The sequence below is a fragment of the Gammaproteobacteria bacterium genome, from assembly GCA_032250735.1.
Taxonomy (GTDB): domain Bacteria; phylum Pseudomonadota; class Gammaproteobacteria; order SZUA-152; family SZUA-152; genus SZUA-152.
The window spans coordinates 158,349-173,654 of the sequence record JAVVEP010000004.1 but is presented as its reverse complement, the minus strand read 5'-3'; the positions used below and the strand labels follow the sequence as shown (position 1 = coordinate 173,654).

The 15,306-nt window shown below is 58.4% G+C and carries 9 protein-coding genes; 3 read left to right on the top strand and 6 right to left on the bottom strand.

The window, feature by feature from the left end; translation table 11 throughout:
- Nucleotides 1–166: 166 nt before the first annotated feature.
- The 3 genes from RRB22_04230 to RRB22_04220 form a co-directional block, all read right to left on the bottom strand.
- Entirely contained in the window at nucleotides 167–643 is a 477-nt protein-coding gene (locus tag RRB22_04230) for a hypothetical protein (protein MDT8383601.1), read from the bottom strand.
- Nucleotides 644–665: 22 nt separating this feature from the next.
- Nucleotides 666–956, bottom strand: coding sequence for a hypothetical protein (locus RRB22_04225; GenBank protein ID MDT8383600.1), 291 nt, complete (start codon nucleotides 954–956; stop codon nucleotides 666–668).
- Nucleotides 957–1,070: 114 nt separating this feature from the next.
- A complete protein-coding gene (locus RRB22_04220) occupies nucleotides 1,071–1,733 on the bottom strand; it encodes a hypothetical protein (protein ID MDT8383599.1) in 663 nt (220 codons plus the stop codon).
- 289 nt (nucleotides 1,734–2,022) lie between these two features.
- Here RRB22_04220 and RRB22_04215 point away from each other — a divergent pair, with 289 nt between their 5' ends.
- The 3 genes from RRB22_04215 (at nucleotide 2,023) to RRB22_04205 (ending at nucleotide 7,065) form a co-directional block, all read left to right on the top strand.
- Nucleotides 2,023–2,997 carry an integron integrase gene (locus tag RRB22_04215; GenBank protein ID MDT8383598.1) on the top strand — a complete coding sequence of 325 codons (975 nt, stop codon included), beginning with the start codon at nucleotides 2,023–2,025 and terminating at the stop codon, nucleotides 2,995–2,997.
- Nucleotides 2,998–3,300: 303 nt separating this feature from the next.
- Nucleotides 3,301–5,391 carry an ATP-dependent DNA helicase RecG gene (recG, locus tag RRB22_04210; protein ID MDT8383597.1) on the top strand — a complete coding sequence of 697 codons (2,091 nt, stop codon included), beginning with the start codon at nucleotides 3,301–3,303 and terminating at the stop codon, nucleotides 5,389–5,391.
- Between the two features lie 297 nt (nucleotides 5,392–5,688).
- Nucleotides 5,689–7,065 carry an adenosylmethionine--8-amino-7-oxononanoate transaminase gene (locus tag RRB22_04205; GenBank protein MDT8383596.1) on the top strand — a complete coding sequence of 459 codons (1,377 nt, stop codon included), beginning with the start codon at nucleotides 5,689–5,691 and terminating at the stop codon, nucleotides 7,063–7,065.
- A 22-nt stretch (nucleotides 7,066–7,087) separates the two neighbouring features.
- Here the strand turns inward: RRB22_04205 and RRB22_04200 are convergent, their stop codons facing one another.
- The 3 genes from RRB22_04200 to RRB22_04190 form a co-directional block, all read right to left on the bottom strand.
- On the bottom strand, nucleotides 7,088–7,567 hold the full coding sequence (locus RRB22_04200; protein MDT8383595.1) for a chemotaxis protein CheW: 480 nt from the start codon (nucleotides 7,565–7,567) through the stop codon (nucleotides 7,088–7,090).
- Nucleotides 7,568–7,661: 94 nt separating this feature from the next.
- Nucleotides 7,662–8,807, bottom strand: coding sequence for a chemotaxis protein CheB (locus RRB22_04195; protein MDT8383594.1), 1,146 nt, complete (start codon nucleotides 8,805–8,807; stop codon nucleotides 7,662–7,664).
- Nucleotides 8,808–8,831: 24 nt separating this feature from the next.
- A complete protein-coding gene (locus tag RRB22_04190; protein MDT8383593.1) occupies nucleotides 8,832–15,287 on the bottom strand; it encodes an Hpt domain-containing protein in 6,456 nt (2,151 codons plus the stop codon).
- Nucleotides 15,288–15,306 lie beyond the last annotated feature (19 nt).

Below are 15,306 nucleotides of genomic sequence, written 5' to 3'. Positions count from 1 at the left end.
CAACCTGATATCAATCAGTTGGTCTTGCTGTGAAAGTTAACGGGACAGCAGTGATTGATTTTGCATATTAATTTATACACATAACGCTTCGCATCACCGGAAGCAAAAAGCAGAGCGACGAAGGAGCGGCGCTTTTTGCTGTCCGAGTGTATGCGATTGTTAGAAATCACGTTAATCCACTTAGGCACGAGAATACTGCCTCACGAATATCATCAGCTTCGGTTGAGCCTATTCCTTCAGCGGTGCATTTATATACAATATCTAAGTTATCCGCTTTTCTCATGAGTATCGTAATCTCTTGTGAATAAGCGCCAAGCATACCTATCTTTCTTGTTCCGCTAATTCCCCAGGTAACCAACAGCAGTTTATCTTTGTTGCCATCAGGAACTTTAAAGAGTCGGGTTACTCCCATTTTTAGCAACACACCGGAGATCAATGAGGCGGGATCAGTGCTTTTTGTGTAGCCTCCGCTCTGTGTTATTAACGCCGAATTTATGGTTTCTCCATCTTGAATTATTGCAAACGCAAAATTACTTACGGAATGACGAGACTCAAAATGGGGTGGCTTTATGTCAGCGCTTGGGGCTATAGAAGCGCAACCAGTCAGTAATATGACAGTTAGGGTTAAAGCATATTTTTTCATTATTAAATTCATATAAGGATGCCTACCAAAAGGACTTTACAAGAGAAATCAAAGCGATAACTATAGCAATGATCGAAATGTATTTTGAGTGCTCTGCCGAAAGCATTGACCTTTTAGCGATCAACCTTCTTTCAATCTCAGCCTCTGAGGCTACCGCACGCATTTCTGAATAAACTCCGCTAGATGTCTCACCACTATCGTCTATGTATGGCGAAACATTTAGTTTTTTGCATTCTTCAATTAACTCTTCCTTCTTGGTGGGTTTAGCCCTTGGAAGGAAATTCGAAAAATCTTGTTGATTTGATCCATTCATTTGGTGCCTCTAAATTTCTAACGCCAGCTTAACCGGACCACCGGCGCGGCGTGAGGCTTGTGGCAATCGCCACAAACGAAACGCCGCAGAGGTGGGTCCGTGTTTAAGTGTTTGTTAGATATCTAATTCTCTATTACCTACCACCGATGCACCAATCCCACTCTTATAATTATCTAAAATAGTTTTTGTAATTTGACGATTGAAACATACTAATTCTTTTGGTTTCTTAGTATTCGAGCATTTTACAAACACTCTTATTTTAAATGTATCTTCATTCCATGTATTAAACGGATATTTTTCAGAATTCTCTGCTTGAGAGAATAAAATATGTTTTTGAATAGATTCTTTACCTTGCAAAGGAAATGCCCCAAATGCACCTATTATGGACTCAGCATGGACCCTTCTTTTTCCGCTAATATATACTCCATAATCGATCTCTGACAAAGGAGCATAAAGTTTCACTGAATCTGCGCTTTCTACTTTAATTGATAAACGCTCAACAACTCCCGAACCATTCCCATCATTTATAAATACAAATGGAAAAATAAGAGCCAAACTATCATGAGATGCTGCCGATGTCGGAGCCAATATGATTTCATCACACAATACAGTTAGTCGAAATGGGAATATTTCGTCTTTAAATGCACTTATCAAAGAAACCATTAATGCGACAAGCGCTATTATTGCGCTAATCCATGCTGTATCCAAAGGGGCAAAAAATAACGTAGCAATAGTAGCAACAATTACAAGCAAAATAGTCAGCATCATCTTATTCATAATTTTTTATCTAACAGTGAATGGACGTCAGATTGACGTGGAAAACTACGTCATTTTGACGCATATTATGCTCCCTTTATTTTGCTCCGGGTATTAGTACACCTTTTCCGCCTGTTCGGCAAATGTGATTTTCGCCGTTCCTTTCAACCAGTTATCTTTAGTTAGGGATTTCTAATAGGCATCGAACCCATCGGCTGCATGCCCCCATCAGCAGGCGGTAATATTTCACATTGACGCATATTACTCATGCCCCCTACATTGGCACTATTTCACCTGGCAGGAAGCCACTATGAATAAGCCTTCGCGTTCGCCGTTCCTTGAGGAAGTTCGTACCGCTATCCGCTTGCGTCACTACAGTATCCGCACCGAGTCCACTTATCTGGATTGGATCAAACGTTTTATTCTTTTCCATGGAAAGAGGCACCCGCGTGATATGGCGGAGCCTGAGGTGCGTGCCTTTCTATCGCACCTGGCGATAAACAGAGACGTCGCTCCAGCGACGCAGAATCAGGCGCTTAATGCGTTGAATTTTCTCTATAAGGTGGTATTGGAGCGCCCCTTGAACGATGCCATTGGTTTTACCCGCGCGAAGAAAAAACAAAAGCTGCCTGTGGTTCTGACTCGCGAGGAGGTTCATTCACTGCTGCGGCAGCTCGAAGGCCAGTACTGGCTGGCGGCCTGCCTCATGTATGGCTCCGGGTTGCGGCTGATGGAATGTGTTCGCCTGCGGGTGATGCATCTGGATTTTGATCATCGTGCCGTTCGCATCATTGACGGTAAAGGTGGTAAGGATCGTGTGGTGACGCTGGCGGATGAGCTCATCGTTCCGTTGCAGCGTCATTTGCAGCAGGTGCGCGGCCTGCATGAAAAAGATTTGGTTGATGGATTTGGCGAGGTCTATCTTCCCTATGCGCTCGCGAGGAAATACCCGAATGCGCCGAAGCAATGGGCGTGGCAATATGTTTTTCCCGCAAGCCAGCGAAGTGTGGACCCGCGTTCGGACGTGATGCGTCGCCATCATCTCGATGAGCAGGCCTTGCAAAGGGCCATCAAACGGGCCGTTCGCGCGGCGGGGATTACCAAGCCCGCTACTTGCCACACCCTGCGGCATTCGTTCGCCACTCACTTACTGGAGCGCGGAGCGGACATTCGTACCGTGCAGGAACAGCTCGGCCACAGCGATGTGCGCACCACTCAGATTTACACCCATGTGTTGGGGCGGGGTGGAAATGCCGTGATCAGTCCGTTGGGCGGTGTTCTCTAACCGTCCGTGGCCTAGCCGTGGATTCAGGATGATGTTGCTCTCAATCGAGGGATCGGCCTGTTTTGTTGCGGGAAATCTATTCGCTGATGTCACCCGCCCTGCGCGGGGCGGATCAGGAAGAGCGGCTATTCACACCAGTATGCAATGCACATTCAGCAAAATCCGCCCAGGCCTTAATGGCCATAGGTGCGACGGCATCACCGCCGCTGTTTGTTGCCTGGCGTTATTCACGCGCCACGGCTGGCGTGTACAATCCGGATTCAACCCTTGCCTGGATGTGTCGCGTTGAATGACCCTGTCGTCTTGACTGAAAATCCTGAAGCTCAATCCCTGTTACGCCTGAAGGGGGTGGGGTCGAGTATTGTGGAGAAACTGGCAAATCTGGGGATTACCGGCATTGCGGATCTGTTGTTTCATCTGCCGCTGCGCTATCAGGATCGCACCCGTGTGGCGGCGATTGGCAGCCTGCGCAATGGTGATGAGATCACCATCAGGGGCGAGGTGCAGCTCACCGAGGTGAAGTACGGGCGGCAGCGCATGCTGTTGTCGCGCATCAGCGATGGCACCGGGTTTATCACCCTGCGGTTTTTCCATTTCAATCAGCAGCAACAGCAGCGCCTGGCGCGGGGCGCTGTGGTGGAGTGCTTTGGCGAGGTGCGGGCTGCGGGCGGGAAGCTGGAGATGGTGCATCCGGAATATCGTGAATGCGGGGATGGGCAGGCAGAGGTGGAGCGGGACGAGCGACTGACGCCGGTGTATCCCACCACCGAGGGTTTGCGCCAACAGAAGCTGCGCGCGCTGATCGCCGCGGTTCTGGCCGATGCGGAGCTGATGAAGACGCAGCTGCGGGAGTTGTTGCCGGACAGCGTGCTGGCCCAGCAGGCGATGCCCAGTCTGGCGGCGGCGGTGCGCTATGTGCATTATCCGCCGGCGGATGCCGAGCTGGCCGCCCTGCAGCAGGGCGTGCATCCCGCTCAGCAGCGCCTGGCGTTCGAGGAGCTGTTGGCCCATCAGCTGAGCCTGCGTCAGTTGCGACAACGACACCAGGCAAGGTCGGCGCCGGCCATGCAGGTGGCCGGGCGTCTGGTCCAGGACCTGTTGCGCGGCCTGCCGTTTGCACTGACGGCGGCACAGCAGCGGGTAATCAGCGAGATACGCCAGGATCTGGACCAGCCGCGGCCGATGCAACGCCTGGTGCAGGGGGATGTGGGCAGCGGCAAGACCATTGTCGCGGCGGCGGCGGCGTTGCAGGCGGTGGAGGCCGGTTTTCAGGTCGCGGTGATGGCGCCGACGGAGCTGCTGGCCGAACAGCATCGCATCAACTTCGAGCAGTGGCTGACGCCGTTGGCGGTGTCGGTGGGCTGGCTGTCGGGAAAGACCAAGGGCCGGACGCGCGCGCAGGTGCTGGGCGCAATGCAGGACGGCGCGGCCCAGGTGATCGTGGGTACCCAGGCCCTGTTTCAGGAAGGCGTGGCCTTTTCCGCCCTGGGGCTGGTGATCATTGATGAGCAGCACCGCTTTGGTGTGCACCAGCGCCTGGCGTTGCAGAACAAGGGGGCCCTGGAGCAGGGCTACCCGCATCAGCTGGTGATGACGGCCACGCCGATTCCCCGCACCCTGGCGCAGACCGCCTATGCCGACCTGGACCTGTCGGTGATCGATGAGCTGCCGCCGGGCCGCACGCCGGTGGAGACGGTGGTGATTTCGGAACAGCGCCGCGACGAGGTGGTGGCCCGCACCCATCAGGCCTGTCGTCAGGGTCGGCAGGCCTATTGGGTGTGTCCGCTGGTGGAGGAGTCGGAGAAACTGCAATGCCAGGCGGCGCAGGAGACCGCGGAGATTCTGCATCAGGCCCTGCCGGATCTGCGCATCGGCCTGGTGCATGGCCGGCTCAAGGCGAGCGAAAAGGCCGAGGTGATGGCCCGCTTCAAGGCCGGCGAGATCGACCTGCTGGTGGCGACCACGGTGATCGAGGTCGGGGTCGATGTGCCCAACGCCAGCCTGATGATCATCGACAACGCGGAGCGCCTGGGTCTGTCGCAGCTGCACCAGCTGCGGGGCCGGGTGGGCCGCGGCGACCAGCAGAGTAGCTGCGTGCTGCTGTACGGCGCCGCCCTGTCGAAGACGGCCCGGCTGCGTCTGGCGACATTGCGGGAGACCACCGACGGTTTCGTGGTCGCCCAGCGGGATCTGGAGATCCGCGGACCGGGGGAGTTGCTGGGCACGCGGCAGACGGGCCTGCTGAACCTGCGCATCGCCGATCTGCAGCGCGACCAGGCCCTGCTGCCCGCCATCGCGGTGTGTACGGAGACCCTGTTGCGCGATCACCCCGAGCGGATTATGCCGCTGATCCAGCGCTGGCTGGGCGCGGGTCTGCAGTATAGTAAGGTCTGAATAATCAAGGGTTTAGTTCTAACGACCGATGAGCTAATCGGGAAAGCGGAATAGCCGGCGGCATATTCCGGGGCAAATACATGATAGTTGAGTGGTCTCCTTGACTATTGGAATATTAGAGTCTAAAAATTTACTGAAGTCATCATCTACCCCTCCCTCTCTGATGGTGATTTTTTTATTGGCGGCCTTTCCCCAAGGCCGTTTTTTTTTACGCCCGGCATAAAGCGGCTGCCGGTTCTCGACGAAGGCGGTACACTCGCCCCTTTTATGCACCACGAATTCACCACGGGCTTAACAATGACCAACGACGAATGGAAGGCACGGGATCTCGCCGTGCTATGGCACCCCTGCACCCAGATGAAGGATCACGAGCACCTGCCGATGGTCCCGATCCGCCGCGGCAAGGGGGTATGGCTGGAGGACTTTGAGGGCCAGCGCTATCTGGATGCGGTCAGCTCGTGGTGGGTGAATATCTTCGGGCATGCCAATCCCTACATCAATGCGGCGGTCAGCCGGCAGATGTCTGAGCTGGAGCATGTGCTGCTGGCGGGTTTTACCCATGAGCCGGTGATCCGCCTGTCGGAAAAACTGGTCGAGATCACCCCTCCCGGACTACAGCGGGTTTTTTTTACCGACAATGGCTCGTCGGCGATCGAGGTCGCGCTGAAGATGAGTTTTCACTTCTGGTTAAACCGGGAGCGCCACAGCGGTTTGGCGAAAGGCGGGCGGCCGCGTAAGACAAAATTTATCAACCTGGCCAACAGCTATCACGGTGAAACCCTCGGCGCCCTGGCGATGGGCGATGTGGCGCTCTATAAGGAGACCTACGAGCCGCTGCTGATGCAGCCGATCACCGTGGCCTCGCCGGACAGCTACTGCCGTGAGCCGGGCGAGTCCGCCAGGGATTATGCGGTGCGCCAGTTTGCCGCCATGGAGCAGGCGCTGGAAGCGCATGCCGGTGAGGTGTGCGCCGTGATCGTTGAGCCGCTGGTGCAGGTGGCGGGCAACGTGCGCATGTACGACGCGGTGTATCTGAAAATGCTGCGCGAGGCCTGTGATCGCCACGGGGTGTTGCTGATTGCCGACGAGGTCGCCGTGGGCTTCGGCCGCACCGGCACCCTGTTTGGCTGTGAGCAGGCCGGCATCAGTCCGGATTTCATGTGTCTGTCGAAAGGGCTCACCGGTGGCTATCTACCGCTGGCCGCGGTCGTCACCACCGAGAGTGTGTATCAGGCCTTTTATGACGATTACGAAAACCTGACCGCGTTTCTGCATTCGCACAGCTATACCGGCAATCCGCTGGGTTGCAGCGCCGCGCTGGCGACCCTGGAGCTGTTCGAGCAACGGGACGTGATGAAGGATAACCAGATATTGTCAGCCCAGATGGCCGCAGGCGTGGCGGAGCTTGCCGATCATCCCCATGTCGGCGAGGTGCGACAGTGCGGAATGATCCTGGCGATGGAGATGGTCAAACAAAAATCGAGCAAGACGCCCTATGCCTGGCAGGAGCGGCGAGGCCTGCGCGTCTATCAACATGCGCTGGCGAACGGTGTACTGCTGCGGCCGATCGGCAACGTGGTCTATTTCATGCCGCCGTATGTCATCAACCAAGAGGAGATTGCCCTGATGGCGCGCACGGCCTGCGAAGGGATTGAATTGGCGACGCGGGATTAGCCGGCGCTACCGAGGCCACCGGTTAGTTGGCGGTTACGCCCTGTTTTTTCAGCAGGGATTCGATCTTCTGCTGATCAGGGATGACCGCAGCGACATCATTGATCAGGGTCTGTTGCCGGGCCAGGGGCAGCTTGGTCGCCGGTTTTGCAACGCTGTTGATATCCGCCTTCTGCACTGCGAGCAGTTTGGGGATGCCCTGGGTGAGCAGTCCGTAAAACGGCAGCTCCGTACCCGCCTCGCTGCTGTTGAGTACGGCAATGCGGGTGGTTCTGGAGGGCGCATCAGGGTCCGCGCCGTTGGCCTGCTCGAAAGAGATAACCGGGATATTCACCCCGCGCCAGCTGGTCATGCCCAGCAACCATTGCGGCGCGTCGGCAATGGGCTCAATAGGCTGAAGGTTGATGACCTCCGCGATGCAGGTGTTGGGCAATACCAGGTTCATCCCCGATAGCGGCAGCAGCTGGGTACGTACCACACTGCTTATTTCTTCGGCTGTTTTCATGGTGGCTTACTCTTTGGTAAATGGTCTTTGGCAAACGGTTTTTGGTAAAAGGTGTTTGCTAACAGTTGATTCATTTACGGTTGGTTAATTTGCACTAGGTAATGGCATCACTGTAGTAACGATACAGCTGATCGGCGAGCATGCGCGGGTTTGCACTATAGGTCACCGTATTGGTCTTACGGGCCTGATCCGGCATGCTGCTGATCACGCAGCTGTCGACATCCTGCGCCCAGACGATACCGCCGTGCTCGGCGATGGCCTCGCAGCCGCGCGCGCCATCATCGCCCATGCCGCTGAAGACGATGGTGCCCGCCATGTTGCCATAGCGTTTGGCGACGGCGATCATGGCGTCATCGACACTCGGCGAATAGATGGCCTTCTCCGGCGCCGGCCCCAGGGACAGATAACCGTCTTCGGTAATGCTGATGGATTTGTCCGCCGGCGCCAGCACAACCTCATGATGACGCAGCAGGTAACCGGAACGACCGGCCAACACCTTGAACGGGGTAACGCGATCCAGTTGCTCCGCCAGCAGGGAGATATGATTGGCGCCGATGTGCTGGGCCAGGATAAAGGCCACGGGCAGATCGGGTTTAACGGCGGCAAGAAACTGGCGTACCGCCTGCGGTCCACCCAGCGATGCGCCCAGCACCCAGAAATTGACGGCGGCACCCTCCGGCTTTTCGAGCTTGCTGCGCGGGGTCTTTACGGCCGGCGGCTTGCTCGCGGCGTCTAACGGCTGGTCGCGGGCCAGGTTGGGGGCCGCGGCGGTCTCGCTGATCGCGGGTAGTGTGGTGGTCGTTATGTTGGGAGAAACGCTGTCCGCCACGGCCGCCGTTTCCAGGGTCGGCTCAGAGACGGGTTCAGGCAAAATCGTGGCGGCTGTGACGGGCGCGTGTTCGCAGACCAGTTCGGCGAGTTTGCGGGCGAGCTTTTTCGCCCACAGGGCATTGGCGCCGCCGCTGGCCGGACTGCTGTCATTGAAGAGGATGGGTAACTTGTCGTAATCCAGCAGGGTGTCGATGATGTCGGTTTCTCTGCCGGTTTCCTCGCTGAGGTCCACCAGCAACACATCGGCCGACACCGACTCCAGCAGCGAGAGAAAATTATCGCTGGGCAGGTCGCGTGCGACGATCTCCAGGCCGGCACCCTCCAGCAGCTCGGACAATAACTGCTGGGTCTTGTCAGAGCTGGCGAGAATCGCAACCCGGGTCGGTGAGGTGTGCGCTGAACTGTGCATGGTGTCGGGCATGGAAACAGGGCGCTAGGCCTGTTTGACGCCGGTGAGGGCGCGGATGTTTTCGATCAGTTCGTGTTCCTGATAGGGCTTGCCCATGTACATGTTGACGCCGATATCCAGCGCGCGCTGTCGGTGTTTGTCGCCGGTACGCGAGGTGATCATGATGATGGGCACGTTGTTCAGGCGGGTGTCGTTGCGCATGGTGGTGGCGAGCTCGTAACCATCCATGCGCGGCATCTCGACGTCGAGCAGCATGATGTCGGGGATCTGTTCGATCATCACGGTGAGGGCATCGACACCATCCTTGGCGGTAATAATATTGTACTCGTAGCGCTTGAGCAGGCGCTCCGTCACCTTGCGCACGGTGATGGAGTCGTCGACGATCATCACGGTCGGCATCTTGTTCTCTGCGGCGGCACTCTCGTCGATGGTGGGCAACAGTGGCGATGCCTTGCCGTGGCGTTGCGCCAGTGCCGAGCGCACCAGATTGCCGACATCCAGAATCAGTGCGACCTGACCGTCCGGCAGAATGGTCGCGCCACTCAGGACATTGACGGTGCTGAGCTGCGGGCCGACCGACTTGATGACGATTTCCTGCCGGCCGAGAAGATTGTCCACGTGCAGGGCAACGCGGTGATCCGCGCTGCGTATCAGCATCAACGGCACACGCTGGCGTTGCTGTGGCAGGATGGGCGCGGCGCCATGCAATACCGTGCCCAGATTGAGGTACTGGTACTGGTTGCCGGCGTATTCATAAAAGGGATTTTCACCCGACACCATGGGTTCGAGCTCGGCGGTGCCGACCCGCACCACATGTTCGATATTCGGCAGCTGGATGGCATAGGTGGCATCGGCAACCTGGATCATCAATGCCTGGTTGACCAGCACGGTCAGCGGCAGGCGCAGGATGAAGCGGGTGCCCTTGCCGGCCTCGGACTCGATATGCAGCGTGCCGCCCAGCTGTTTGACCTCGGTGTTGACCACATCCATGCCGACGCCACGCCCGGATATCTGGGTCACTTCGGCGGCGGTACTGAATCCGGTTTCGAGGATGAATTCGATGATCTCGCGGTCGGACAGATCGGCATCGGCGAGCATGCGGCCCTTCTCAATGGCCTTGTTGCGCAGCGCATCGATATTGATACCGGCACCGTCATCGGAGATGGTCAGCACCACCTCGGAACCCTGATGGGCAAAGACGATGTGCACATTACCGCTGGCCGGTTTGCCGGCCTGCTCACGGATCTGCGGTAGTTCCAGGCCGTGGCCGATGGCGTTGCGCAGGATGTGTTCCAGGGCGGGCACGATGCGGTTGAGCTGGGTGCGATCGAGTTCGCCCTCTCCACCGGTCACCAGCAGTTCCGCCTCCTTGCCGACCTCCTTGCAGGTCTGGCGCAGGATGCGGCGCAGGCGTGGCAGGATGCTGGAGAAGGACACCATGCGGGTGCGCATCAGGCCTTCCTGCAGATCGCTGGTAACCCGCTGCTGTTGCAGGAGCAGGATGTCGGTCTCGCTGGCATGGTTTTCCAGAATCGACTGGATGTTGGTCAGATCGCCCAGACTCTCCACCATACTGCGGGACAGTTGCTGCATGGTGGAGAAGCGGTCCATCTCCAGCGGATCGAAATCCTCGGTGTCGGATACGGTCGTCTCATGCCGGTACATGATCTGCGTCTCGGTCTCGATCTCGAAACTGCGCAGCTGCCCGTGCAGGCGCTGTACGGTCTGATCGAGTTCGGCGAGATTGAAGCGGCTCGCGCCCAGCTGCTGCGCGATACGCGAATTGTAGATATTGATCTCGCCGGAAAAATTCACCAGGTTATTCAGCAGGTCGGCACGCACGCGGACCTGTTCATCGGAACCGGCGGCGGCCTTTTGCTCGGCCTTGTGCAGGTCGGCGGTATCCAGACTGAATGAGGTGGCAAGCTCTTCCATGTCGGCCGGATCGATGGCCTCGGCGGCAATCTCGGCAGCCTCAGGAACTGGCTCCGGTTTTACGGCGGCGGGTGTTGACGCAGGCTCAGGCGCTGCCGTGACCGCGGGCGTGGCGGGCGTATATTGCTCGCCCCGGATGGCGGCCTCGAGCTGGGCGATCAGTTCCGTGGGCACCGAGGTCGGCTGCAGTTTGCGCGCCTGTTCCAGGGCGCCAACCAGCCAGTCGTGACAGGTCTGAATCAGCGCAGGGTGCTGGGCCGCGGGTGGGGTGCGGCCATCCGTAATACGTTCCAGCAGGGATTCCATCGCATGCGCCAGGTCACCCACCGCGGAGACGTTCGCCATGCGGGCGCCACCCTTCAGGGTATGCAGCAGGCGCTGTAATTCGGCAATGTGTTCAAGGTTGTCGAGTTGCGTGGCCCAGGCCTGCAGGGCCCGTTCCGTGTTTTCCTGGATCTCTTCCGCCTCTTCCAGAAAGATCTCCAGCAGGTCGGGGTCGTAATCGACGTCGGCGGCGGCGACCGCCTCGGGTTCAGGTATGCGGGTGCTGCGCGGTTGCTCGGTCTCGGTGAGTTCTTCGAACTCGTCTTCGCCGGGCAGGCTGGCCGTGGGTTCGGTCTGCTCCAGTTCCTCGGACACAACCGGCGTGTCGTCCGACAGCCCTTGGGTGGGGGCGTCGAGCGCTTGCAGATCGTCGGCAGCGCTGTCTGTTGTCGAGATAGAAAACATCTCGAGCTCATCATCGGCAGGTTCGGCGGTGCCAGCGCCGGTCGTGATGGCCGCGATCTGTGCCAGTAAATCATCGGCGGCCGTCACGGGCTCACCCGTGCGGACCTGTTGGATGGCGTTGGCCAGCCAGTCGAGCCCCTGCTGCACCAGGGCGGGCAATTGATCGACTGTGGCGCGCCGGCCTTCGGTGACGGCCTCCAGCACGGACTCCAGTGCGTGGGTGAGATCGCCGATGGCCGCAAAATTGGCCAGTCGTGCGCCACCCTTGAGGGTGTGCAGGGCACGTTGTATCTCGACGATCGCACTGGTGTCACCCGCATCGGCGGACCGCCATTGCTGCATCAGGGCATCGCTGTGGCCGAGGATCTCGTCCGCCTCTTCGACGAACACCTCGAGCAGTTCGGCGTCTTCATCGCTGGACGCACTGACCGGTGCCTGGGGTTCCGCAGGGACGGGTGTCGTGGCAGCGCTTGCCAGCACGGCATCATGGTAGGCGGCAAGACGGCTGAGCAGGGCGGAATTGTCCGGCGCAACAAAGTCGTCGCGATCAAAGTCCGCCACCAGTGTCTCGATGACCTGGGTCAGGTCGTACAGCAAGGCCTGTCCGTCACTGTCGATGGAGATGCCATGCCCGTGCATGGCGCGAATCAGGCGATCGGCGGGTTCACTCAGTTCGGAGATCGACGCCACATTGGCCATCCGTGCGCTGCCATGCAGGGTGTGGAAGGCACGGTGCAGCTCGTCGGTGACGCCGGTGGTCTCGTTGTTGGCATTGAGCAGGAATTCACGAATGGCGCCGATATGGGTGGCGGCCTCCTTGCGAAACACATCCACCAGGGTGGATTCATAGGCGGGGGCCTGGTCGGCGGCGCTGCCGGGCGCGGCTTCGGATTCGTCCTCAGCCTCCATGCTCAGTTCGAGAGAAATCGCCTCAAGCTCATCAATGGCATTATCGACCAGTTCAGCATCAATCTGGGCAGAGTCGCCGGCAGACGATAACGCATCAACAGCGGCGTCATCCGCCCAGGAGACGTCTTCATCTATCGAGAAGGGGTCTTCAACTGCCAAGGCCTCTTCAGATGAAAATGGGTCTTCATCCGCCAAAGCGTCTTCAGCGGATAGAGAGTCTTCAACGGATAGAGAGTCTTCGAGCGAAAGTGAGTCTTCATCCACCAAGGCGTCTTCAACCATAAAGGCATCATCGGCAAGCACGGTGCCTTCAAGGGACAGGTCATCTTCAAGGGACAGGGGCTCGTCCAGGAGGAAGGCATCGTCTTCAGCAGCCGCATCTTCCAGCGGGGCCGTGGTGTCGGAAAGAATGTCGGTCAGAGCGCTGTCGTCACTGTCCGACGCATCAGGCAGATCGGGCGCGGCGGCGGCCGGGCCAGTGACCACAGCAACCGAGGCGATATCACTCACGCTGAAGCTGGCGCCGTCTGCCATGGCATCCGCCTGTGCGGCGAGGGCCTTCACCGGCGGACGGGCCTCGGTTTCCTTTTTCAGGTGGGCCAGCAAGCCGCGTACCACGCTCTCGGCATTGTCCAGCAGGGTAAACATGGCCGGGCTTGCGGCGATCTTGTTATCCAGCACGCGGTTGAGCAGATTCTCGATGGACCAGGCAAAGTCACCCATCACCATCGCACCCGCCAGGCGGCCGCTTCCTTTAATGGTGTGATAGGAACGACGCAGGGTTTCCAGTGACTTGCTGTCGTCATTGTTGGCGCGCCAGGCGTGCAGACAGTCGGTCATGGTCACCAGGACCTCATCCGCCTCTTCGACGAAGATTTCGAGGATCTCTTCGTCGATGTCCTCGTCCTGGTACTGTTCAGGCTCGGCAGCCGGCATTGCAAGATCGGCGACGGAATCCTCAGGCGTGATGGTGGCCTGCTCAAAAACGATCTCCTGGGTCTTGTCGGCAGCGGCGATGTCGCTGTCGTCGACCAGGCTGTCAGTCTCGACTGCAGCGGTCTCGACACTACTCTCTATATTCGCTATCTCGTCATCGAGAGCGTCATCGAGTGGCAGCTCGGCCTCGGGCTCGAGGCGTTCGATCTCAGTCTCTGCCTCAGCGAGCGTGTCGACATTGATGATGTCGGACACGGATTCCACCGGATGGCCAAGCTGCTCGACGCTGATCTCGGCCACCGCCAAAACGCCCTCGGGCTGGCCACGGCCCTCGCGGATGGCCTCCAGATAATATTCGATGCTGGTGATGGCGTCCGCCAGGGTGTCCAGCTGTTCGGGATTCGGTTTGGTTTGCGCGGCAATGACATCCTCGCGGATATAGGCATTGGCGGCGCCGAGCAGTCTGGAGGCGCGGGTCAGATTCATCACCGCCAGCGCGCCCTGAATCTGGGCGAGTTTGGCCGGCGCATCCTTGATCGCCTCGAACTGGCCGGGCTCCACGGCAAAGGCGTTGAAGCCCTCCTTGACGTCGGCCAGGACCTCCTTGGCCTCCTTGATCACCAGGTTGGCGATCTGGGTCTGTTCGCTCTGCGGCAGTAAGACCCTGGAATCCTCGGCGCCCTGCATGGTGAGGTCGGGGGCGTCCTCTTCGCTGTGCGCGCGCTGGATGGTTTGCAGATTGTCCAGCGACGATTCGACATAGAGCAGGGCGCTCGCCGTTTCCATCAGCGCGTCATCGGCGGGATCCTGCTCAGCTTCCACAAACTGCTTCAGCTGGGTGGCCTGATCCTGTATGACCTTGCGCAGATCGCCCAGGCCCAGCATGGCCAGGGTATCCGCGGTGCGGCGCAGTGAATCCGCCAGCGGCGCGAGGCTGCTGACCTCGCGCTTCGGATTGCGGACAAAGATGTCCAATTGATCCTTGATCTGCAGCAGATCATCCTTAATCACCCCGGAGACATTGCCCATGATGTCAGAGGTGGAACCCTTGAGGTTGTCCATCGCCTGTTCCAGGGCGCCGCCAAACGGCAGCAACTGCTCCAGGTTAAAGGCCTGTTTCAGGGTGCTGACGCGGGGGCCATTGGAGGTCGATGTGCCGGCATAATAGAGGCAGTTTTTGATCAGGTCGGTGGGCGGTTTTTCGACAATGGCCTGTTCACCACCATCCACCACCCGCTTGATCTCACGATCGACCTGGCCCATCAGCATTTTCAGCGCAGTACTCTTGCCCAGGCCCTCGTCGATCAGTGCCTCGACAATGCCGCCGGTGACCCACCACAGGCGCTGGCAGGTATCGTCTTCGGAGGCGTTCTGCAGCTCGCGCAATACCGCCGCCATCTTTTTCAGGCTGCCGGCGCTGTCCTTGTCGCGCAGCACGCCGAGCAGGGAGAGTTGATAGATGGGCCGCAGCTTGCGCGCGAAACCCTGCATCTCCGGGTAGTCTTTATCCGCGGGCAGGCGTTTTTCGGGCGGGGCGACCGTCAGGTCGGGCGAGAAAAAGGCGTTTTCGCTGAGCAGGGGTTCGCCGCGCGCCGCGCGCATGTCGTTGAGCAGGGGCGTGAGCACCACGGGCATATCGGGCTGGCCGCGTTCGAGGCTCTCCAGGTAACTGGGCAGCTGCAGGGTGGCGCGGATCAGAACGTCAAACGCATCATCTTTCTGTGCAATCTGGTTGTTGAGCAGGGCGTTGGCGAGCTTTTCCATTTCCTCGGCAAGCAGGGCGGCGCCGTAGATTTCGACCATCTGCAGGGTGCCATAGACCTGATGAAGGTAGGTGGCGCAGAAGCGGATCTGGGTGGTGTCGGTGGGGTCTTCAATGAAGGCCTCCAGTGCCTGATGGGTCTGGTTCAGACTTTCCTGGATTTCATCTTTGACCCACGTCAGCGTGGTGTAGTCGAGTTGTTCGCCCATAATTATCTAGCGCGCCTGT

Coding starts and splice junctions, on each gene's coding strand:
- RRB22_04230 (MDT8383601.1), bottom strand. CDS start 643: ATGAAAAAATATGCTTTAACCCTAACTGTCATATTACTGACTGGTTGC.
- RRB22_04225 (MDT8383600.1), bottom strand. CDS start 956: ATGAATGGATCAAATCAACAAGATTTTTCGAATTTCCTTCCAAGGGCT.
- RRB22_04220 (MDT8383599.1), bottom strand. CDS start 1,733: ATGAATAAGATGATGCTGACTATTTTGCTTGTAATTGTTGCTACTATT.
- RRB22_04215 (MDT8383598.1), top strand. CDS start 2,023: ATGAATAAGCCTTCGCGTTCGCCGTTCCTTGAGGAAGTTCGTACCGCT.
- RRB22_04205 (MDT8383596.1), top strand. CDS start 5,689: ATGACCAACGACGAATGGAAGGCACGGGATCTCGCCGTGCTATGGCAC.
- RRB22_04200 (MDT8383595.1), bottom strand. CDS start 7,567: ATGAAAACAGCCGAAGAAATAAGCAGTGTGGTACGTACCCAGCTGCTG.
- RRB22_04195 (MDT8383594.1), bottom strand. CDS start 8,807: ATGCACAGTTCAGCGCACACCTCACCGACCCGGGTTGCGATTCTCGCC.
- RRB22_04190 (MDT8383593.1), bottom strand. CDS start 15,287: ATGGGCGAACAACTCGACTACACCACGCTGACGTGGGTCAAAGATGAA.